Source organism: Kribbella sp. CWNU-51 (assembly GCF_054073265.1).
Map to the genome: position 1 here is coordinate 153533 of NZ_JBSXMZ010000022.1, position 20497 is coordinate 174029.

Consider the following 20497-nt stretch of genomic DNA (forward strand, 5'->3'; position numbering starts at 1 on the left):
GGCAATTACTTGGCGCCGTCGCCGAGGGCTGCCTGCAGGTAGGTGCGGTACGTCGCGAAGCCGTCGAGGACCTCGGCGGCGGTCGGCTGACCGGTGAGGGAGCCGACGCCCTGGCCCGCGTAGATCGAGGCGCGGGCCGGGTCGGCGGCGCGGGTTCCTTCGACGTAGTCGGTGTGGCCGGCGTCGTCGGTCTTCAGCTCGTCCTCGCGGCCGCGCCAGGTGTCGAAGTACGCGTTGCGCAGCGCCCGGCCACCGAACTCGTCCGGCCACCCAGCCCGCGACGCCGCGTCGAACACCGTGCCGTAGACGGTGTCGGTCTCGTCCGCCGCGATCACCCGCCGACGGACCGGCTCCGACGTGAGCGCCTCCCGGCAGGTCAGAAACGCCGTACCGATCCACGCACCAGCGGCCCCCGCGGCCAGTACGGCGGCCAGCCCGCGCGGACCCGAGATCCCACCACCCGCGAGCACCGGCAGCTCGGTCAGCTCGAGAATCGCCTGGAGCAACGGCAGTGTGGCCACGGCGTTGCGGCCATGCCCACCGGCTTCCGCGCCCCGGGCAACGATCACGTCGACACCGGCATCGATCGCCTCCCGCGCGTCGGCAACCGTGCCCGCCTGCGTGGCGACGACGATCCCGGCCTTCTGCAGCGGTTCGACGTACGGCGTGTAGTCACCGAAGCTGAGCGACACCAGCGCCGGCTTCAGTTCAAGCACGGCCTCCAGGTGTTCCGGCCGCTCCCGCACCGACCACGCCATCAGCCCGATCCCATACGGCTTCCCACTCGCCGCGGCGATCGAGCCCTCGGTCCGGATCCAGTCAGCCGTGACCGCGGATCCGGCGCCGAGCATCCCGAGACCACCCGCCACCGAGATCGCGGCAACCAGGCTGCCACCACTCACGTTCGCCATCGGCGCGCCCACCACCGGAACGCTCAACCCGAACTTCTCCGTCAGCCACATGAGTCCACAGCATCACACCCACCCGGTCCACGCCACGTGCCCCGCCATGTGCCCGAGGGCTGACAGAGGATATGGCGGGCAGGCACGGCTACTTCGGCTCTTGTGTCGTCCTGTGGCTCGGTCGAGTTCTGTGTCCAGGCGGCCGCCGTCCCGGGGCGCGATCGGTCACTTTGTGCACGAGATCCGTACGCCCACGGCCCCGGCGTACGTATCTGGTGCACAAGGTCGCCCCCTGCTGTGGCCCGAATTTGGGCACTCACGGATGGGGACATGGCATTACCTGTCGCCGCCCCGACAACCTGTCCCAGGTCCCCGAACGCGGTTCGGTGCCGCGATCGGACGCCTCCGGACAGCTGGCGTTGGTCGGACGCGCGACCGCCGGGCCCGGAGTTAGCTCCCGGGCCCGGGCGTGGCTTGATACCTCAGAACTTGTAGACGTCTGAGGCTGGGTCGCCGTGGCAGCGTTTGTACTTCTTGCCGGAGCCGCAGGGGCAGGCCGCGTTGCGCGGGGTGCCGGCGTACTGCAGGCCACCCTCTTCGACGGCCGCCTCGCGGACGGCCACCTCGTCGTCGCCGTCCATGGTCGGAGCCGAGTAGGACAGGCGCTGCGGACGGCTGTCACCGGTCAGGCCCTTGGCGCGCAGGCGCGGGGTGTCCCGCGGCCGCACCTCGTCCTGGACCCGGCCCGGGAACTCCGCCACCGGCGCACCGGGGGTGAGGATGTCCTCGATCCGGCGGCCTTCGAGACCGTCGCCGTCCAGGTCGATGTCGACCGCCGCGTCCGCCTCGGCGGCGAGCTCCATCTCGGCGCGCATCGCCTCGACGTCCACCTCGACGTTGAAGATGAAGGCGACCGACTCCTCCTTGATCGACTCCATCATCGCGGCGAACATGTCGTAGCCCTCGCGCTGGTACTCGACCAGGGGGTCGCGCTGCGCCATCGCGCGCAGGCCGATGCCCTCGCGCAGGTAGTCCATCTCGTACAGGTGCTCGCGCCACTTGCGGTCCAGCACGCTCAGTACGACGCGACGCTCCAGCTCGCGCATCGCGTCCTCACCCAGCAGCTCCTCACGCCGCTCGTACGCCGCCTGGGCGTCCTCGATGAACCGCTCGATCAGGAAGTCCTGGGTCAGGCCGGCCTTCTCGCCGCCGGCCTCCTCGATCAGGTCGTCCTCGGTCAGCTCGGTCGAGTACAGCGTCTTCATCGCGGTGAACAGCGCGTCCAGGTCCCAGTCCTCGGCGAACCCGTCCGCGGTCGCGCCCTGCACGTACCCGGTGACGGTCTCGTCGAGCATGTCCGACACCTGCGAGCGCAGGTCCGCGCCCTCGAGCACCCGGCGGCGCTCGTCGTACACGACGTGCCGCTGCCGGTTCATCACGTCGTCGTACTTGAGGATGTTCTTCCGGGTCTCGAAGTTCTGCGCCTCGACCTGGGCTTGCGCCGACGCGATCGCCTTGGTGACGACCTTGTTCTCCAGCGGCTGGGTGTCGTCGTTGTTGCGCGACATCGCCCAGTCGACCATCTCGCGCTTGAACAGCCGCATCAGGTCGTCCTCCAGCGACAGGTAGAACCGGGACTTGCCCGGGTCGCCCTGACGGCCGGCGCGGCCGCGGAGCTGGTTGTCGATCCGGCGGGACTCGTGCCGCTCGGTGCCGAGCACGTACAGGCCGCCGACCTCGGTGACCTCTTCCTGCTCGTCCTTGACCTGCTTCTCGAACTGCTCGAGGACCTTCGGGTACTCCGCCTCGTACTGCTCCGCGGACTCGACCGGGTCGATCCCGCGGGCGCGCAGGTCCTTGTCCGCCAGGTGCTCCGGGTTGCCGCCGAGGATGATGTCGGTACCACGGCCGGCCATGTTGGTGGCCACCGTGACGGCACCCTTGCGGCCGGCCTCGGCGACGATCGCCGCCTCGCGCGCGTGCTGCTTCGCGTTCAGCACCTCGTGCGCGATGTTCTCCTTGCGCAACTGCGCTGACAGCCGCTCGGACTTCTCCACGCTGGTGGTGCCGACCAGGATCGGCTGACCCGTCCCGTGCACCTCGACGATGTCCTTGACCACCGCGTCGAACTTGGCGTCCTCGGTGCGGTAGATCAGGTCCCGCTCCTCGACCCGGATCATCGGCTTGTTGGTCGGGATCGGCACGACGCCGAGCTTGTAGACCTTGGAGAACTCGGCCGCCTCGGTCATCGCCGTACCGGTCATGCCGGCCAGCTTGTCGTAGAGGCGGAAGTAGTTCTGCAGCGTGATCGTCGCCAGCGTCTGGTACTCCTCCTTGATCTCGACCTCTTCCTTGGCCTCGATCGCCTGGTGGAGCCCCTCGTTGTAGCGGCGGCCGTGCAGTGTGCGGCCGGTGTGCTCGTCGACGATCAGCACCTCGTTGTCGACGACCACGTAGTCCTTGTCCCGGCGGAACAGGTCCTTGGCCTTCAGCGCGTTGTTCAGGTAGCTGATCAGCGGGGTGTTGGCCGACTCGTACAGGTTGTCGATGCCAAGCCGGTCCTCGACCTTCTCGATCCCGCGCTCGAGGATCGCGACCGTGCGCTTCTTCTCGTCCACCTCGTAGTCGGCGACCGGGCGCTGCTCCTCGGGCACCTTGTCGTCGGCGATCCGCGGCTTCAGCGTGTTCGCGATCCGGGCCATCTCGACGTACCAGCGCTGGGAGTCCTCGGCCGGGCCGGAGATGATCAGCGGGGTCCGGGCCTCGTCGATCAGGATCGAGTCCACCTCGTCCACGATCGCGTAGTTGTGCTCGCGCTGGACGAGGTCCTCGATCGAGTTGGCCATGTTGTCGCGCAGGTAGTCGAAGCCGAACTCGTTGTTGGTGCCGTAGGTGATGTCCTTGGCGTAGGCCACCCGGCGCTCGGCCGGCGACATCTCCGGCAGGATCACGCCGTAGTCGAGGCCGAGGAAGTGATACACCCGGCCCATCCACTCGGCCTGGAACCTGGCCAGGTAGTCGTTCACCGTGACCACGTGCACGCCGCGGCCGGACAGGGCGTTCAGGTACGTCGGCAGCGTGCCGACCAGCGTCTTGCCCTCACCGGTCTTCATCTCGGCGATGTTGCCCAGGTGCAGCGCGGCGCCGCCCATGATCTGGACGTCGTAGTGGCGCTGGTGCAGGGTCCGCTTGGCCGCCTCCCGGACCACCGCGAACGCCTCCGGCAGCAGCGCGTCGAGAGACTCCCCGTTCTCGTGCCGCTGCTTGAACTCCGCGGTCTGACCACGAAGTTCCTCGTCGGTCATCCCGACGAAGTCGTCCTCGATCGAGTTGACCATCTTCGCGATGCCCTGGAGCTGACGCAGGATCTTGCCCTCGCCGATCCGCAGGACCTTGTCGATCACCTTCATGGTGGGGAGTTCTCTCCTTGCTGCTGAAGCCTGGCTGCGGCCGAACGCCGACAGGGCACGATCCACCCCTCGGGCAGGCGCGCAGCACCCATGTTACGGGGCACGATGTGCCAAGCCACGCCGGATGCGTGCCGCCGGGCCTATCCGACCCACGCTCAGGCGGCGAGGAAAGTTCCCATTGCTCGGTCAGAAACCGCGCAGAGCGTCACTGAGCGCTGGCGAGAGGTCACCACCACCGGCCACCCGGACCTGGTCCAGCCCGAGCCAGCCGGCCAGCTGGACGAGCTCCGCGGCCAGCTCGGCGGCCGTCTCCACCGGCGCCTTCGGCTCCGCGTGCGCCGATTGGACCAGCAGTACGCCGGCCGTCCGGTCGGCCTTGAGGTCCACCCGGGCGACCAGCCGGTCCCCGAGCAGGAACGGGAGCACGTAGTACCCGTGGATGCGCTTCTCGGCCGGGACGTAGATCTCGATCCGGTAGCGGAAGTCGAACAGGACCTCGGTCCGGGTCCGCTCGAACACCAGCGAGTCGAACGGGCTGACCAGGGCTCGGGTGTTCACCCGCCGCGGCAGCCGCGCGTCCCGATGCAGGTACGCCGGCCGCTTCCACCCGTCGATCCGGACCGGGAGCAGCTCGCCCTCCTCGACCAGCTCCGCGATCGCCTGCGCGGTCGCCTCGGGCGCGGTCCGGAAGTAGTCCTTCAGACACTGCGCGGTCGCCACTCCGTGCGCCCTGGCCGCGATCGACACCAGCCCGCGATGCGCCGCGGCCACGGACGGCGTCGGGGTCTCCAGTACGGCGCGAGGCAGCACCCGCTCGGGTACGTCGTACATCCGCTCGAACTGCTGGTTGCGCCGGGCGACCGTGATCTCGCCCGCGAAGAAGAGGAACTCGAGGGCACGTTTCACGTCGGACCAGTTCCAGCCCCAGTTGGTGCGGTCGCGCTCGACGTCGTCATCGATCTGGCGGGCGGTCAGCGGACCGTGGTCGCGGACGTCGGCGAGCACCTGCTTGAGCAGCTCCGGCCGCTCGGCGGCGATCGACCGCGGGCCGCCCCACGCCTCGGCCGTCGCGCGGGCCATCCGCCAGCGCATCAGCGGGTGCGTCTCGACCGGGATCAGCGACGCCTCGTGCGCCCAGTACTCCACGAGTCGCCGCGGCGCCTTCCCGGACGCACGGTCCAGCAGGTCCCGCGGGTACGGGCCCAGCCGCGAGTACAGCGGCAGGTACTGCGCCCGGCTCAGGACGTTGACCGAGTCGATCTGGATCAGTCCGATCCGGCCGAGCACCCGCGCCAGCGCCCGCGCATCCGGCATCCCCTTCGGACGAGGATCCATGAACCCTTGCGCAGCCAGCGCCACTCGCCGGGCCTGGGCGGTCGACAACACCTGCGTAGTCACAGGAGGAATTGTGCCGGGTGGCTCCGACAGAAAGGTGGAGCCATAACTCGGGAGTTACCGCAAGTGGGAGGTGTGCTACGGAGGGTGTTGAGGGGACGCTGCCAGCAGGCCGCCCGCCCGCGCGGCCCCTATCAACCTGGAGTGAGGCATGACAGGAAGAGTGCAGTTGATCCGTGCCGTCTTGGCGGCCGGTGTGCTGACCGCGACGTCCCTCGGTGCGGTGGCCGTAGCAGGCTCCGCGTCGGCCGCCCAGTCACCTGACGGACCGAAGACCCGGATCGTCGGCGGCACGATCGCCCATACCGCGGACACCCCGTGGGCAATCGCCCTCAACAACAGCGGCTCCCCGTCATCGAGCGGCCAGTGGTGCGGCTCGACCCTGGTCGCGGCGAACAAGATCGTCACCGCCGCACACTGCGCGCAGGAAGCGGTCAGCACCTACACGGCGATCCAGGGCCGGGACGTGCTGACCGGCTCCGGTGGCACATCGTCCAAGATCAGCAGCATCTGGGTGGATCCGCAGTACGGACAGCAGCCGGGTCATGACGTCGCCGTGATGACACTGGCCACACCGTTCACCGGCGTACCGACGCTGGCCCTGGAGACCGACGAGGCGGCGGACGCAGCCGGCGCGGCGTCGGTCGTCTACGGCTGGGGCACGACCGAGGGCACCGGCCCGGAGGACACCTTCCAGAAGGTGGACGTCCCCGTGCTGGGTGACGCGTACTGCGAGCAGGCGTACGCGAGTGAGGGCTACACCGCCGACGGCGAGATCTGCGCCGGCTACGAGGACGGCGGCAAGGACTCGTGCCAGGGCGACTCAGGCGGTCCGCTCGTCCTGAACGGCCGCCTGTTCGGCGTCGTCTCCTGGGGCGTCGGCTGCGCGGACGCGGGCAACCCAGGCGTCTACGCCGAGGTAGCGACCTACGCCGCCGAACTGCAGTCCCAGATCGGCGGGTAAAGCAGTCACGTGGGGCCCGGCCTGTTCGCCCGGGCCCCACGCATGCTGTCCGGTCAGACAGCGCCGAAACGTTCGGTGTGGATTCGCCGGAGTGGTACGCCGAGGCCGGACAGGTCCCGGCTGACGGCGCTGACCATCGGCTGCGGGCCGCAGATGAAGTACTCCAGACGCTGCGGGCGGCGCGGCAACTGACGGGACAGGAAGCTCCTGGTGATCCGGCCGGTCTCCCCCGGCCAGCCGGGACGCGGGCGACTGAGCACCTCGACCACCCTGAGGTTGAGCCGGGCGCGCAACGCGGTGATCTCCGGCCGGAGCATCAGCTCGTCCTCGGTGCGCGCCGCGACGATCAACCGGTGCCGCCGGCGGTCCTCGCGATCGGCCAGGGTCCGGAGCATGCTCAGCAGCGGCGTGATGCCGACGCCTGCCGCGATCAGTACGAACCCTGGTGCGTCCTCATGGCCCTCGATCGTGAATCCGCCGTACGGGCCGTCCAGGAAGACCCGGCGACCCGGCCGGAGCGCGCTGAGCAGCTCGGTGAAATCACCGAGCGCCTTGATGGTGAACTCCATCCGCTCGGGGTGCTCCGCGGTCGACGCGATGCTGAACGGATGCTCCTCGAACACGAACGGCGTCGAGCCGATCTTGAGCCAGACGAACTGACCGGCGTCGAACGGCAGGCCCGCATGACCGTCCGCCCGGATCACCAGCGTCACGCCGTCGCCCGGCACAGCCCGCACCGACACCACGACGTAGGCGTGCTTGCGGGACCGGATCGGCAGCCAGATCCAGCGGCGCGCGGCCAGACCGGCCAGCAGCAGCCCGCTGGCGACGAACCAGGCAGCCACCAGCACGTGCGAGACGAGGTGCCGCAGCCACCAGACATGCAGCCACGCGGCGACCAGGACGATCGCCACCAGCCCGTTGTGGACCAGCCGCCAGCCCTCGTACCGCGGCTGGCGGCCGGGACGGCGCAACGCGAGGACGACGACCAGGACCAGCGCGACCGTCGAGGTGACCGCCGCCCGGGCCGCCCAGGTGGTGTGCGCGAGATCGAGGATGGACAGCCCACGAGGATCGACGAACAGCACCGCGACCAGGTGGACGATGACCAGCAGGACCGCGATCAGCGCGATCAATCGGTGCACCGCCAGCACGGTCTCGATCCCGAACGTCGCGATCAGCCAGGGCAGCCGGGCGGGAAGCACGACCGCGACGACCAGGGCGGAGAAGCCGACCAGTCCGGCGCTGAGGACCAGGGCCGCCCCTGGATTCGCGTCCGGTGGCCCGATCACACCCCACGTGAGGAACAGCGGAACCAGCAGGACAGCGGCGTACCAGAGGAACCAGGCGAGCCGGGACAGCGGGCCATGTACACGTTCTGAGACTCGGTGGCGGGACATGACGCTGGAAAACTACGCCGCCGCTCACCTGTGGGGAACACGCGTGCTCGGGGATGACAAGACTGTCATCGAGCCTCGGACAGACCGAGGGCCGGGCTTGCCGCCCGGCCCTCGTGTTGTGTAGCTCCTCCCTGGATCAGCAGGTCGGCCTCACACGACCAAGACGGTCAAACCGCCAGACGGATCACGCCGTAGTCGTAACCGCGACGGCGGTAGACGACGCTGGGCTGGTTCTCGTCGGCATCGACGAACAGGTAGAAGTCGTGTCCGACCAGTTCGAGCTCGTAGAGCGCCTGGTCCAGGGACATCGGCTTGGCGGTGTGGGTCTTTTCGCGCATCACCAGCGGACCGTCGCCGGTGACCGTGAGCGATCCGACTTTGTACGTCGCCACCTTGTCTTCGGCGACTGTCTCCTCCACAGCGGTGCTGCTGACTGGCTGCTTCGCGTTCACGTGCCGCAGGCCTTCCGGCGAACGCTCACCGCGGTGCACCCGGCGGCGGTCGGCCGCCTTGCGGACCTGGGCCCGGAGCCGGTCCAGGCAGACGTCGAACGCCGCCTGTTTGGTCTCACCGCACGCTTCGGCGCGGACCACCGGACCCTTGGTGTACATGGTGAGTTCGACACGCATCGCTCGATCGTGCTGTCGCGGGTTCTTCTCCTGGCTGACTTCCACCTCGCACCGCAGTACTCGGTGATCGACCTTCTCGATTCGCTCGAGTTTTTCCTCGACGTACTGCCGGAAGCGGTCACTGACCTCGCAGTGATGACCCTTGACAACGACGTCCACGGAAACCTCCATCGATCGGCGACTTCTTGTTACGTCTCCAGACCCCCGCAAGTGTGCGAATTCGACTCCATTTCACTGTGCCGGTAGCGGTCGGGGTGCCCGAAACGACAACACCCGCGACCACGCCCGTCGGACTCCGCAGTGAGGATTCCGGCTGATCCGGTCCTGCACCACATCCCTGCCCGACAAGCCCGTGCGGGTGTCATGGGCCAACGCTAGTCGGCTTCGGCGAAAACCGGTAGGGAAGTTCTCATGAACCAGACGGCCGGTGCCGGCGGGTCGCGGCCAGTACGGCGCAGCCGAGCACCGCGATCCCCCGGGATTCCAAGGCGCGGCACGCCTCCGCGAGCGTGGAACCGGTGGTGATCACGTCGTCGACCAGCAGGACCGGCTGATCAGTCAGCCTTTCAGCCCAGCGCGAACGAGCCGCGAAAGCCCCGTCCAGGTTGACGGTACGGCGTTCCGCGGACAGGCCGGCCTGGTCGTCCGGACGTCGTACGACGCGCAGCGCGTCGGCCAGCCGGGCGTCGACGCCTTGTCTCCGCAGGGCTTTGATCGCGGCCTTCGCAATGCGCCGCAGCGGGTCGTGCCCGCGCTGCCGGACGGTCGCCCGCGCCGACGGGACCGGGCACAACCAGGCCGCCCGGTGCTCCCCCAGCGCGCTCAGCACCGCGGTCGCGAGCACGCCACCGAGCGGCCGGGCAAGGGCGTACCTGGCGTTCTCCTTGTGCGCGATGATCAACTGCCGGAGCTGATCGGCGTACGGCGCACTCGCGGTCGGCGGAGGCAGTCCGGTCGGCCGCGGGTCGGGCCAGGCACGGAACGGAGTCACGGCGGCCAGCAGCTCCCGGCAACCAGCACAGAGAGTGACGCCGGGCCGCTCGCAGCCCGCGCAGCGCCCACCCAGGACGAGATCCACGAACGCGTCCCGGGCCGGCACCGCACCCACGATCGACGAACCGGCCCGTCGTCCGCAACCGCCCTAGCGCCGGCCTGTGGACAACAGGTCAGCCCGGGTACACCGGGAACATGGGCGGGCTGTTGGGGTCGGAGTCCAGCGGGGTCCAGAGCAGGTCGCGGCTGAGCCAGTGCACCTTGCCTTCGACATCCTCGATGACCGGAAGGGTGTCCAGGTTGGGGTTGGACGCGACGGACCGGGCGGAGAAACCGGCCGGCGACCCGGGCAGCAACTGCAGCTGGGATCCGTCGGAGTTGACCAGCCAGGGCCCCGGGGTCGAGTTGCTGCTCGAAGTGCTCACGCCGACGACCAGGATGCCCTGCTTGGTCCACGCCGCGTCGGTGATGCCGCCGAGCGGGAGCTGGAGCTGCCGGAACTGCCCGAGCATCAACTGCTTGCCGCTGTTCCCGGGCAGGATGGTCCCGGTCTGCACGTAGTTCTTCCCGGTGGTCTTGGACTTCATCACCAGCAGTGCCCGGACGCCGTCCGGCGCCATCCTGAGGACCACCGGGGTGTCGCCGCGGAAGCTGGTCTTCACCAGGCTGACGTCGCCGCCGCGGTTGCGGACCCGCAGCCGTGGCGCCCCGCTGTCGGCCTTGTCCATGATCCAGAGGTTGTCCTGGTTGTCGTAGCTCGGCCGGAGCACCGGGCCGCTCACGGGGATCGGCTTGACCGCGTCGCTCTTGTCGGTCGCGTCCAGCTTGGCGTACGCGACCACGTCGTCGCCGTCGGCCGTGGTCACGATCGCGCCGGCGTCGCCGTGCAGGTTCACCGCGAAGGACTGGGCGTTGTACTGGTAGAGCTGGCTGGACTTCAGTGCCTGGGCGGCGATGTCCGACGCCCCGTCCAGCCCGACGATCCGTTGCACCTTCCCCTGCCTCACGCCGTACAGGTCGTTCAGGGCGCCGCCGGGCACCGACGGGTCGTACTGGCTGAAGTTCGCGAACGGCAGGATGTCCGGGTCGTCCGGCAGCAGGGGTGCGCCGCCCACGGTGATCTTGACCCGCAGGCTGATCTGGTTGAGCGTCCACACGATCTGGGCCGCGAGCAGCCGGCGGTCCTGGTCCCGCATCGACGCGGCCGCGTCGTTGAGCGCGACGGTCGCTACGCCGAACTCGACCGGGACCGACACCTGGACCTCGGTGCCCGGTGGCGCCAGCGTGATCACGCCGCTGCCGAGCCGGGCGGTCGGGCCCTTCAGGAGCTCCTGGACCAGCTGGGTCGCGGCCTGCCCGGAGGACAGGTTCACCGGCAGATAAACCGGGTCGGGGACCAGCATCTCCCGGCCGGGCGTGAAGTAGTACAGATCCCGCGGGGCGAGCTTCAGATCCACCTGGTTGCTGCCCAGGTACACCCCGGGCGGCGCCGAGGCGACCCGGTACTGCCCGTTCACCTTGGTCAGCTTGAAGAAGAAGTCGGCCGGCTCGTTCGCCGGCGCGGGGATCCACTCGCCGCGCTGGTTGATCGTCGCGATCTTGCGGGCGCTGAGCTGAATACCGCCGGCCCGTCGCGCCAGCGCGTCCGGGCGCTGGTCGTACACCACGGTCCCCGATTCCGGCTTCCATGCCGCCGCGGCCTCCGGGGTCATGTACTGCCGGGCGATGTCCAACGCGCCCTGCGAGTCCGACATGGCCTCCAGGAAACCGTTGACGATGTCCATGTCGTTGAAGGTGTCCCGCGGTGGCTTCGCCTCCACACCGACACCGCCGAGGTCCGGCGCCAGTCCTTGGCGGCTCCCGCTGCGGACGGTGCCCTTGGTCGGTACGGTCGCGCAGCCGGTGACCAGCAGCAGGACCGCGAGCAGAGCGACGAGCAGGCGCCTTCTCATCGCTGCTCACCTCCGGTGAGCTTCTGGTACGGCGCTCCCACGTCGACCAGCGATTTCTCGGTGATGACCCGGCTGGCGTCGACCGGGCGGGCCGGCAGTGGTGAGCCGGTCAGGGTGACGTCGGCCCGGCGCGGCAGGGTGAGCCGGTCAGGGTGACGTCGGCCCGGCGCGGCAGGGTGAGCCGGAAGTAGGCGCCGTCACCCGGCGAGCCCCAGGCGTCCAGCCGGCCGCCGTGCAGCCGGGCGTCCTCGAGGGCGATGGACAGGCCGAGGCCGGTGCCGCCGGTGGTCCTGGCCCGGGCCGGGTCGGCGCGCCAGAACCGGCTGAACACCATCTCCGCCTCCTCGGGCCGGAAACCGATCCCGTGGTCCCGGACCGCAACCGCCGCCGCGTCCTCGTCGTGCGCCGTACTGATCCGGATCGGCTGGCCCTCGCTGTGCTCGATGGCGTTGCCGATCAGGTTGCGCAGGATGCGCTCGATCCGGCGCGAGTCCACCTGGGCGCGGCACGGCTGCGGCATGTCCAGCTGGACCTCGCAGCCCTTGCGCTGCAGCAGGGTCTCGTGGTTCTCCAGGACGCGGTTGACGATGTCGCGGAGGTCGACGTCCTCCAGGTCGAGCGCGGCCGCGCCGGCGTCGAACCGGCTGATCTCCAGCAGGTCCGCGAGCAGCTCCTCGAACCGGTTGAGCTCGTTCTGCAAGAGCTCCACCGAGCGGCGGCTGATCGGGTCGAACTGGTCGCGGCTCTCGTGCAGCAGGTCGGCGGCCATCCGGACCGTGGTCAGTGGCGTGCGCAGCTCGTGCGAGACGTCGGAGACGAACCGGCGCTGCAGCCGGGACAGCTCCTCCAGCCGGCGGATCTGCCGCTGCAGGTTGCTCGCCATCTTGTTGAACGAGACCGCCAGCCGGGCCAGGTCGTCGGTGCCGCGGACCTGCATCCGCTCCTCGAGCTTGCCGGCCGCCAGCCGCTCCGCGATCCGCCGCGCCATCCGGACCGGGGTGACGACCTGCCGGGTGACCAGCCAGGCCACGGCGCCGAGCAGCACGATCAGCAGGAGTCCCGCGGTCAGCAGCGCGCGCTGGACGACGTCGAGCGTCTCCTGCTGCGCGGTGAGCGGGAAGAGGAAGTAGACGGCGTACCGCTCGTTGGTGGAGGTGATCCGCAGCTGCGAGCCGATCACCAGGCCGGGCACGCTGGGCCCGTCGCGGTAGTTGATCTGGGTATAGGTGTCGTACAGCTTGGACTCGTCGCTCATCACCGAGGACGCCAGTGTCTGCGGGATCGAGTCGCTGTCGACCAGGCCGGTGTAGCGGATCGCGTTGGACTTCGAGCTGTCGGTCGGCACCAGCAGGACGTCGTACAGGCCGGGGCGGTTGGAGCCGAGCACCAGCTCGGACAGCTGCTGGTTGATGGTGTTGCGGTCGGCGGCGTTGATCGTGTTGGACAGCTGGGTGAGCTGCGCGAGCGCCTCCGCCTGCGCGCTGGTACGCCGGGACTCCAGCACGCCATCGGTGACCTGGCTCATCATCACCCAGCCGACCAGGATCAGGACGAGAGTCGACATCAGCAGGGTGCCGGTGACGATCCGGGCCTGGATGGACCGGCGCCAGATGTCCGGCCAGTGCTTGGGGTGCGTCCGCCAGAGCGGCTGCGGGTAGGCAGGCCAGTCCGCCGCGGCGGCGGTCAGCTCCAGCTCCGTCCCACGGGACTCGGCCACCCCCTGCTCGGGTGGGGCCGGTGGCTGCTCCGGGCCTGCTGCCGCGGTGGCAGCAGGCTCGGTGGCAGCCTGCGACTCTGTGTCGCGTCCGTACTCGATCAGTCCGCACCCGCCTTGTAGCCGACGCCGCGGACCGTCACCACGATCTCCGGGTGTTCCGGGTCCTTCTCGATCTTGGAGCGCAGCCGCTGGACGTGCACGTTCACCAGCCGGGTGTCGGCCGCGTGCCGGTAGCCCCAGACCTGCTCCAGCAGCACCTCACGGGTGAACACCTGCCAGGGCTTGGACGCCAGGCAGACGAGCAGGTCGAACTCCAGCGGCGTCAGCTGGATCGTCTCGCCGGCCCGCTTCACCGAGTGGCCGGCCACATCGATGGTGAGGTCGCCGATGGTCAGCGACTCCGGCCCGGGCTCGTCCATCCGGCGCAGCCGGGCCCGGATCCGGGCCACCAGCTCCTTCGGCTTGAACGGCTTGACCACATAGTCGTCGGCGCCGGACTCCAGGCCCAGCACCACGTCCACGGTGTCGCTCTTGGCGGTCAGCATCACGATCGGTACGCCGGACTCGGCCCGGATCGCCCGGCAGACGTCGATCCCGTCCATCCCGGGCAGCATCAGGTCGAGCAGCAGCAGGTCCGGCTTGAACTCCCGGAACGCCGGTACCGCTTTGTCACCGGTCGCGCACAGGTAGGTGTCATAGCCCTCGTTGCGCAGGACGATGCTGAGCATCTCCGACAACGCTGTGTCGTCGTCGACGATGAGGACCCGACCCCTCATCGTCCGGTTACCATCTGCCACGCCCTGCTCCTTGCCGTCCGATCGTTGTGCGCCCAGCGGATGCTGACCGTACGCACTACGGATAGTGTCCCATTCCCCTGGTAGTGCACACGCCGGATCGCCGAGTGACCCCCGGTTGGGCTGTGATCATGGTGCATCGCCGGGGCTCACCACAACTCACGCGGGACTCGGGCCGGCGGTTCAGCCGAGGGGAGGGCAGCTAGTGGCCGACGACATCCGTTTGCACGAGGAGGCGGCGGAGGAGCCGTTGCGGCCCTGGCTGCCCGCGGACCTGCTGGACAACGCCGCCCGGACGATTTCCGACAACAAGGCGATCATGCTGGGGCTCCCGGTGCTGGCCGCCATCGCGCTGGTCGCGGTGCTGGCCGCGCTGACGCAGGTCGCCGTACCGGGTGGGCTCGGTGGGTTCTTCGGTGCCGATGAGCCGTTCCAGCAGGCCGGTGCGGCGCTCCTGCTCACGTACGGCGTGCAGCTCGTGCTGTTCAGCGCGGTGTCGAGCATGCTGGCCGGGATCATCGCGCTGGCCGCCGTGCGGAGTCAGCTGGCCCGTCGGGTCGGCCCACGGGAGCTGCTGCGGCTGGTCCGGCCGGCGCTGCCCGCACTGGCCGCGGTCGGACTGGTGCAGTCGCTGTCGTTCGCGCTCCTGATCGGCGGCTGGGGTCTGGCGGTGCTCGGGATCGGAGCCGGCGCGGATGCGGCGATCTCCTCCGATGCGGCCGGTGCGGTGGCCGTGGCGATGATGCTCGTCGGCGGAGTGCTCGTGGTGATCTTCGGCATCCGCCTGGTGCTGGCCGGGACCGTCGTACTGATGGAGGGCCGGCACGCACCGGACATCGGGCTCCACATCCGTGCCAGAGTGGGCATCTGGGGTGCGCTGAGACGGTCCTGGCAGCTGGTGAGGGGCAAGTTCTGGCGAGTGTTCGGCATCCTGCTGTTCGGGGGGCTCGTGGTGAACATCGTCAGCTACGCCCTGCAGTTCGGGATCTCGGCGCTGGTGCTCACGGTCGGTTCGTGGGCGGACAGCAGCGAGGGCAGTGGCGCCACGGCCGTCGCGATCGCGCTCGGCGCGGCCGCCGGGATCGCAACCGTGCTGACGCTGGTCGCCAGCCTGGCGTTCCTGTCCGCCGTCCAGGCGTTGATCTACCTGGATCTCCGCGTACGCCGGGAAGGCCTCGACCTGTGGATGCGCCCGGTGCTGCGGCCCGGAGGTGGGTCGTGATCTTCCTCCAGGAGCCGCCGGTCGACATCGGCCGGGACCAGGCTGCCCAGGAGGCGGCCAAGGAGCTGTCCAAGTCGGCGTACCGGGAGTCCGGGGGCTCGATCGTCGGGAAGGCGATCGCCAAGGTCCTGCAGTGGATCGGCGATCTGCTGGACAGCCTCACCGGCTCGTCTCCCAACGGGCACGCCGGTCTGGCCATGCTGATCGGTCTGCTCGTGCTCGTCGTCATCGTGGTGCTGTGGCGGGCCGGCGTACTGCCCACCAGTCACCGGACGCCGCAGGCGGTGTTCGACACGGCCAAATCCCGGACGGCGGCCGAGTACCGCGCCCAGTCGGAGCGCGAGGCGGCATCCGGCGACTACGCGCTCGCGATCCTGAGTCGCTTCCGCGCCTGCGTCTCCGAGTTGACCGAACGCACCATCCTGGACGAGCGCGCCGGCCGGACGGCGTACGAGGTGGTCGCGGACGCGGGCCGCAGCGCTCCGGCACTGCGGGGGCCGTTGCAGCCGGCGGCGCTGGCATTCACTGAGGTTGTCTACGGCAACCGTCCCGGGACTCCCGAGCGGTACGCCGCTGTCGTGGCCGCCGACGACGCGGCGCGGACTGCTCGGGTGGCAGTATGAGCGAGCGGAGCGAGCTCATCATCAAGCACAGCGTGTGTCGCGCCTCATCCGCGCCCGGAGCGAAGCGAGGACGTGGATGAGCCTGCCGGTCGGGCGGAGCACTGGGGAGAGCTGGCGAGTACTGCGGACACCGCTGCTCGTCACCGGCGCCATCGTGCTGATCGCCATCGTCGTCATGATCGCCACCACCGCACGGACGTCGGGACCCTTCAGCCCGGACTCCACAGAGTCGGACGGCGCACGTGCGCTGGCGACCCTGCTGAAGAACCACAGCGTCGATGTGCACAGCACCGAGGTCCTGGACGACGCGATGCAATCTGGAGACGGCAAGGCGCTCGTCATCGGCCCGGACGGGTCGCTGGATCGCTCTGACTGGCAACGGATCGCGGATGCGCGGTGGAGTCACCTCATCCTGATCCGCCCTGGTACACGGGCCTTGGAAATCCTCGCACCGGGTGTCCTGGACACCGGTCAGGTCCTGTCGTCGAGCAGTCGTCGGCCGGACTGCGATCTGCCGGCCGCGGTGAAGGCGGGTACGGCGACTGTCAGCGGGTCGACGTACTCCGCTCCCGACGCTGCGCAGAGGTGCTACGGCGATGGCATGAACAACACGGTGATCCGGCTGGAGTCGGACAACCGGATCGTCGATGTCGTGGGCACTCCGCGCACCTTCACCAACGCGGAGCTCGCTGACGACGGCAATGCCGCGCTGGCGCTCAATCTGCTCGGCACGCACCAGGACCTGACCTGGTATCTGCCGCAGTGGGAGTCCAGTGGCTTCGACGACGAGGACTCGGGCGGTCCCCCGCTGGTTCCGCCGGATGTCCGCTACATCGGCTGGGCGCTGGCGTTCGCCGTACTGGTCGTCGCGATCTGGCGCGGGCGTCGGCTCGGTCCGGTCATTGCGGAACGGCTGCCGGTCATCGTGCACGCCGCGGAGACCACCGAGGGCAGGGCGCGGCTCTACCGGCGCTCGCGTGCTCGGGACCGTGCCGCGGCGGCATTGCGCGAGTCCGCGCTCGGCAAGCTGCACAAGGCTCACGGCATCCCCCGGCGGGCCGATCCTGCGGCGGTTGTGGCCACCGTGGCTGCGCGCACCGGTCGAGACCCGGCCATGCTGTACGAACTGCTCTACGGCCTTCCGCCAACCGGTGACGCCGCTCTGATGTCCATGACCTATGAACTCGACGTACTGACGCAGGAGGTACGACACCCGTGACGACTACCGAGGTCAGCTCCGATCAGGCCAGGCAGGCGCTGGTCGCGCTGCGGACCGAGATCGGCAAGGCGGTGGTCGGTCAGGACACGGCGGTGACCGCGCTGGTGCTCGCCCTGCTCTGCCGCGGCCACGTGCTCCTGGAGGGCGTGCCCGGTACGGCGAAGACCCTGATGGTGCGGGCGTTGTCGACGGCCATGCGGCTGAACACCAAGCGCGTGCAGTTCACACCAGACCTGATGCCGGGTGACGTCACCGGATCGCTCGTGTACGACGCGAAGACCAGCGAGTTCGAGTTCCGGCCGGGCCCCGTGTTCACGAACATCCTGCTGGCCGACGAGATCAACCGGACTCCCCCGAAGACCCAGGCGGCGTTGCTGGAGGCGATGGAGGAGCGACAGGTCACCGTGGACGGCGAACCGCGCAAACTGCCGGTGCCGTTCGTGGTGGCCGCTACGCAGAACCCGATCGAGTACGAAGGCACGTATCCGTTGCCGGAGGCCCAGCTCGACCGCTTCCTGCTGAAGGTGACGCTCGACATCCCGCCGCGCGATGCGGAGATCGCCGTACTGGCTCGGCATGCCCAGGGTTTCGACCCGCGGGACCTGGAGGCGGCTGGGCTGCTGCCGGTGGCCGGGCCGGAGGATCTGCTGGCCGGACAGAACGCCGTACGACGGGTCGCCGTGCGGGAGGACGTGTTGGCGTACGTGGTGGACCTCTGCCGGGCGACGCGGCAGTCTCCGTCGTTGCAGCTCGGGGTGTCGCCGCGTGGCGCGACCGCGTTGCTGGCGGTGTCCCGGGCATGGGCGTGGTTGTCGGGCCGTGACTACGTGATCCCGGACGATGTGAAGGCGATGGCACGTCCTTGCCTTCGGCATCGAGTGCAGGTGCGGCCCGAAGCCGAGCTCGAGGGCGTCAGTGCCGATGCGGTGCTGGAGAGCGTCCTCGCCACGGTCCCGGTACCACGCTGATGGTTCTCACAGGCCGGGCCGGTCTGTTGGCCGCCGCCGGTGTCATCTTCGTCGCTCTGGTAATGCCTAGCTGGAGTGGCGTCGGTGTGGTCGTCGCGGTCGTGTTGGTGGTGTGTGTGGTCGACATACTGCTGGCCGGGTCGCCGCGACGGCTGCAGTTGAGTCGCGAGGGCGACAACGCCGTACGGCTCGGTGAGCAGGCGGTGGTTCGGTTGCTCGTCGCGAATCCGGGTCGGCGGGTGCGTGGGTTGTTGCGGGACGCGTGGCCGCCGTCGGCCGGCGTACTGGATCCGCCGCACAAGCTGGACCTGCCTGCTGGTGAGCGGCGGCGGCTGGTGACGCATCTGGTGCCGACGCGGCGTGGTGACCGGCACGCGGAGCGGGTGACGATCCGGGCGATCGGTCCGCTCGGGTTCGCCGGTCGGCAGGGGTCGCATCGGGTGCCGTGGACTGTGCGGGCGCTGCCACCGTTCAAGAGTCGCAAGCACTTGCCGTCGCGGTTGGCGCGGCTGCGGGAGCTGGACGGGCGTACGGCGTTGCTGGTGCGGGGGCAGGGCACGGAGTTCGACTCGTTGCGTGACTATGTGCCGGGGGACGACGTACGCAGCATCGACTGGCGGGCGACGGCCCGGCGCGGCAACGTCGTACTGCGGACGTGGCGGCCCGAGCGCGATCGGCAGGTTGCCATCGTGATCGACTCCGGGCGGATGTCCGCGGGGCGCGTCGGGGATGCGCCGCGGTTGGACCATGCGATGGACGCGGCGTTGTTGCTGGCTGCGTTGGCGACGCGGGCGGGTGACCGGGTTTCCTTACTGGCTTGCGATTCCGCGGTGCGGGCCGACGTACGACGTCCTGCTCCTCAAGACGTCCTGCCGTCGTTCGTGAACGCACTGGCGAACGTCGAGGCCGAACTCGTCCAGACGGACTTCCGCATCGTCGTCTCCCAGGTCCTCGAGCGCCTGGGCCAACGGTCCCTCGTCGTCCTCCTCACCGGCCTCGACCCGGCCGTCATCGAGGAGTCGTTGTTGCCGGTGATCGGCCCGCTGTTGCGTCGCCACGTCGTAGTCCTCGCGTCGGTCGCCGACCCCCGCCTCACCGAACTCGAGTCCACCCGCACCGATCTCCCCGAGGTCTACGCCGCCGCCTCAGCCGCCCGCACCCGCCTCGACCGCGAACGCGTCACCGCCATCCTCACCCGAGCCGGCGCCACCGTCGTCGACGAAAACCCCGACCAGATCGCCCCCGCCCTCGCCGACACCTACCTATCCCTCAAGAAAGCCGGCCGCCTTTAGCGGGGGGCTCTTGTGACTGGTGTATGGGTAGTTTGAGCCGGCCTGATGGGCACGGGGTTGCCGTGGGTGGCCTGTCTGCCTGGGCCGGCGGGTTGGGTTGTGTGGTTGGGAGTTTCGCGGGCCTCTGTTGCGTGCAGCTGGACAGGAGGTGTCTGTCCACCGGCGATGGCCCGCTGGCGCGCTCAGGCGTGAAGCCGGCCGGCAGGACCGGACCCGAGCCGACACCTCCTGTCCAACTGCACCACTACCCGTCCCCACCTGCACCCGACGGCCGGGGAATACCAAAGACTGGACTGATGCGGCTGTCGGTGATCACGCCGGCGTACGACTCGCAACCTTGGACACCACCTGGAGACCCCGGACACCCGATGTCAGGTCCGCGATCCCGAATCCCTGTCCGCGGCTCCGGCGATCCCGCTCGTCGACGCCCAGCAGGCCACCTCAAACCAACACATCTGTCAGACGAGCCAGGCGCCGTCGCGGAAGACGACGTTGGTTGTGTCTGGATCGTGTCTCCGATGCCGACGACGCCCTGGGTGAGTCTGCCGCCGGTCAGCCGACGGCTTCGTCCACCGGCTCACGCCTTGGGCGGAAGGTGTACGGCGCGGCGGTGGCGAGTGTTGTGCCGGACAGGACTCCGATCAGTACGGCGTACCCGACCCTGCGGTTGCGCTGCAGTTGGCACTCGGTGTCGATCGGCTTCTCGGGCTTGTCCCAGTGCGCACCGATCTTGGGTTCCGGTGACGGCTCGACTCCCGGGTTGGTGCCGACCACCGCAATGCAGTGCGTGGTCACGTCGGCGGACTCCGCGGTGTGCGAGGGATGGTTGAAGAGCAACCATGTCATCACGACCAGACCGATCAGGCCGATCGCCAGTGCGATGGGTGGTGCCTTGGTCCTCATCAGCTGCATCTCCCCAGATCGTTGCCGGGGACAACGTAGCCGACCGCGGGGCCAGTCAGATCATCGACCAAACCCCGACCAGATCGCCCCGCCTACCCATCCCTCGAAAGCCGG

Annotated in this window: 16 protein-coding genes; 6 read left to right on the top strand and 10 right to left on the bottom strand. The window is 69.3% G+C overall.

The features are described from left to right. Nucleotides 1-5: 5 nt before the first annotated feature. From ACXC9Q_RS23530 to ACXC9Q_RS23540, 3 genes are all read right to left on the bottom strand, one after another. Nucleotides 6-962: an NAD(P)H-dependent flavin oxidoreductase gene (locus ACXC9Q_RS23530; protein ID WP_457058804.1), complete on the bottom strand. Its 957-nt coding sequence runs from the start codon at nt 960-962 to the stop codon at nt 6-8. A 422-nt stretch (nt 963-1384) separates the two neighbouring features. Further along, entirely contained in the window at nt 1385-4312 is a 2928-nt protein-coding gene (gene secA / locus ACXC9Q_RS23535) for a preprotein translocase subunit SecA (RefSeq protein WP_457058805.1), read from the bottom strand. A 186-nt stretch (nt 4313-4498) separates the two neighbouring features. After that, the gene (locus ACXC9Q_RS23540; protein ID WP_457058858.1) at nt 4499-5647 is read right to left on the bottom strand and encodes a winged helix-turn-helix domain-containing protein; all 1149 of its coding nucleotides are present in this window, start codon (nt 5645-5647) and stop codon (nt 4499-4501) included. Between the two features lie 211 nt (nt 5648-5858). Here ACXC9Q_RS23540 and ACXC9Q_RS23545 point away from each other — a divergent pair, with 211 nt between their 5' ends. Next, entirely contained in the window at nt 5859-6671 is an 813-nt protein-coding gene (locus ACXC9Q_RS23545) for a S1 family peptidase (RefSeq protein WP_457058806.1), read from the top strand. Nucleotides 6672-6724: 53 nt separating this feature from the next. Here ACXC9Q_RS23545 and ACXC9Q_RS23550 read toward each other — a convergent pair whose 3' ends face one another. The 6 genes from ACXC9Q_RS23550 to mtrA all read right to left on the bottom strand — a co-directional run bounded on the left by ACXC9Q_RS23550 (nt 6725) and on the right by mtrA (nt 14138). Further along, a complete protein-coding gene (locus ACXC9Q_RS23550) occupies nt 6725-8071 on the bottom strand; it encodes a ferredoxin reductase family protein (protein WP_457058807.1) in 1347 nt (448 codons plus the stop codon). Nucleotides 8072-8238: 167 nt separating this feature from the next. Then, nucleotides 8239-8859 (bottom strand): ribosome hibernation-promoting factor, HPF/YfiA family, encoded by a 621-nt coding sequence (hpf, locus tag ACXC9Q_RS23555; protein ID WP_328523619.1) that lies wholly within the window; start codon nt 8857-8859, stop codon nt 8239-8241. A 250-nt stretch (nt 8860-9109) separates the two neighbouring features. After that, complete coding sequence (locus tag ACXC9Q_RS23560; RefSeq protein WP_457058808.1) at nt 9110-9799, bottom strand: ComF family protein; 690 nt, start codon at nt 9797-9799, stop codon at nt 9110-9112. 67 nt (nt 9800-9866) lie between these two features. Further along, nucleotides 9867-11645: an LpqB family beta-propeller domain-containing protein gene (locus ACXC9Q_RS23565; RefSeq protein ID WP_457058810.1), complete on the bottom strand. Its 1779-nt coding sequence runs from the start codon at nt 11643-11645 to the stop codon at nt 9867-9869. A gap of 109 nt (nt 11646-11754) precedes the next feature. After that, on the bottom strand, nt 11755-13362 hold the full coding sequence (gene mtrB / locus ACXC9Q_RS23570) for an MtrAB system histidine kinase MtrB (RefSeq protein WP_457058811.1): 1608 nt from the start codon (nt 13360-13362) through the stop codon (nt 11755-11757). Between the two features lie 98 nt (nt 13363-13460). Then, nucleotides 13461-14138: an MtrAB system response regulator MtrA gene (gene mtrA, locus ACXC9Q_RS23575; RefSeq protein ID WP_131345780.1), complete on the bottom strand. Its 678-nt coding sequence runs from the start codon at nt 14136-14138 to the stop codon at nt 13461-13463. 223 nt (nt 14139-14361) lie between these two features. On the opposite strand from mtrA, the gene ACXC9Q_RS23580 reads away from it, so the two are divergent. The 5 genes from ACXC9Q_RS23580 (at nt 14362) to ACXC9Q_RS23600 (ending at nt 19480) form a co-directional block, all read left to right on the top strand. Then, a complete protein-coding gene (locus ACXC9Q_RS23580) occupies nt 14362-15378 on the top strand; it encodes a hypothetical protein (protein WP_457058812.1) in 1017 nt (338 codons plus the stop codon). Continuing rightward, complete coding sequence (locus ACXC9Q_RS23585) at nt 15375-16001, top strand: DUF4129 domain-containing protein (protein ID WP_457058813.1); 627 nt, start codon at nt 15375-15377, stop codon at nt 15999-16001. Before ACXC9Q_RS23580 ends, ACXC9Q_RS23585 begins: the two co-directional genes overlap by 4 nt. Before the next feature lie 76 nt (nt 16002-16077). Continuing rightward, entirely contained in the window at nt 16078-17220 is a 1143-nt protein-coding gene (locus ACXC9Q_RS23590; protein WP_457058814.1) for a DUF4350 domain-containing protein, read from the top strand. Continuing rightward, nucleotides 17217-18188, top strand: coding sequence for an AAA family ATPase (locus ACXC9Q_RS23595; protein WP_457058815.1), 972 nt, complete (start codon nt 17217-17219; stop codon nt 18186-18188). Before ACXC9Q_RS23590 ends, ACXC9Q_RS23595 begins: the two co-directional genes overlap by 4 nt. Next, on the top strand, nt 18188-19480 hold the full coding sequence (locus ACXC9Q_RS23600) for a DUF58 domain-containing protein (RefSeq protein WP_457058816.1): 1293 nt from the start codon (nt 18188-18190) through the stop codon (nt 19478-19480). Before ACXC9Q_RS23595 ends, ACXC9Q_RS23600 begins: the two co-directional genes overlap by 1 nt. Before the next feature lie 552 nt (nt 19481-20032). Here the strand turns inward: ACXC9Q_RS23600 and ACXC9Q_RS23605 are convergent. Further along, nucleotides 20033-20383 carry a hypothetical protein gene (locus ACXC9Q_RS23605; protein ID WP_457058817.1) on the bottom strand — a complete coding sequence of 117 codons (351 nt, stop codon included), beginning with the start codon at nt 20381-20383 and terminating at the stop codon, nt 20033-20035. Nucleotides 20384-20497: the final 114 nt, after the last annotated feature.

Coding starts and splice junctions, on each gene's coding strand:
- ACXC9Q_RS23550 (WP_457058807.1), bottom strand. CDS start 8,071: ATGTCCCGCCACCGAGTCTCAGAACGTGTACATGGCCCGCTGTCCCGG.
- ACXC9Q_RS23530 (WP_457058804.1), bottom strand. CDS start 962: ATGTGGCTGACGGAGAAGTTCGGGTTGAGCGTTCCGGTGGTGGGCGCG.
- mtrA (WP_131345780.1), bottom strand. CDS start 14,138: ATGAGGGGTCGGGTCCTCATCGTCGACGACGACACAGCGTTGTCGGAG.
- ACXC9Q_RS23540 (WP_457058858.1), bottom strand. CDS start 5,647: ATGGATCCTCGTCCGAAGGGGATGCCGGATGCGCGGGCGCTGGCGCGG.
- ACXC9Q_RS23600 (WP_457058816.1), top strand. CDS start 18,188: ATGGTTCTCACAGGCCGGGCCGGTCTGTTGGCCGCCGCCGGTGTCATC.
- ACXC9Q_RS23605 (WP_457058817.1), bottom strand. CDS start 20,383: ATGAGGACCAAGGCACCACCCATCGCACTGGCGATCGGCCTGATCGGT.
- ACXC9Q_RS23590 (WP_457058814.1), top strand. CDS start 16,078: ATGAGCCTGCCGGTCGGGCGGAGCACTGGGGAGAGCTGGCGAGTACTG.
- ACXC9Q_RS23565 (WP_457058810.1), bottom strand. CDS start 11,645: ATGAGAAGGCGCCTGCTCGTCGCTCTGCTCGCGGTCCTGCTGCTGGTC.
- ACXC9Q_RS23545 (WP_457058806.1), top strand. CDS start 5,859: ATGACAGGAAGAGTGCAGTTGATCCGTGCCGTCTTGGCGGCCGGTGTG.
- secA (WP_457058805.1), bottom strand. CDS start 4,312: ATGAAGGTGATCGACAAGGTCCTGCGGATCGGCGAGGGCAAGATCCTG.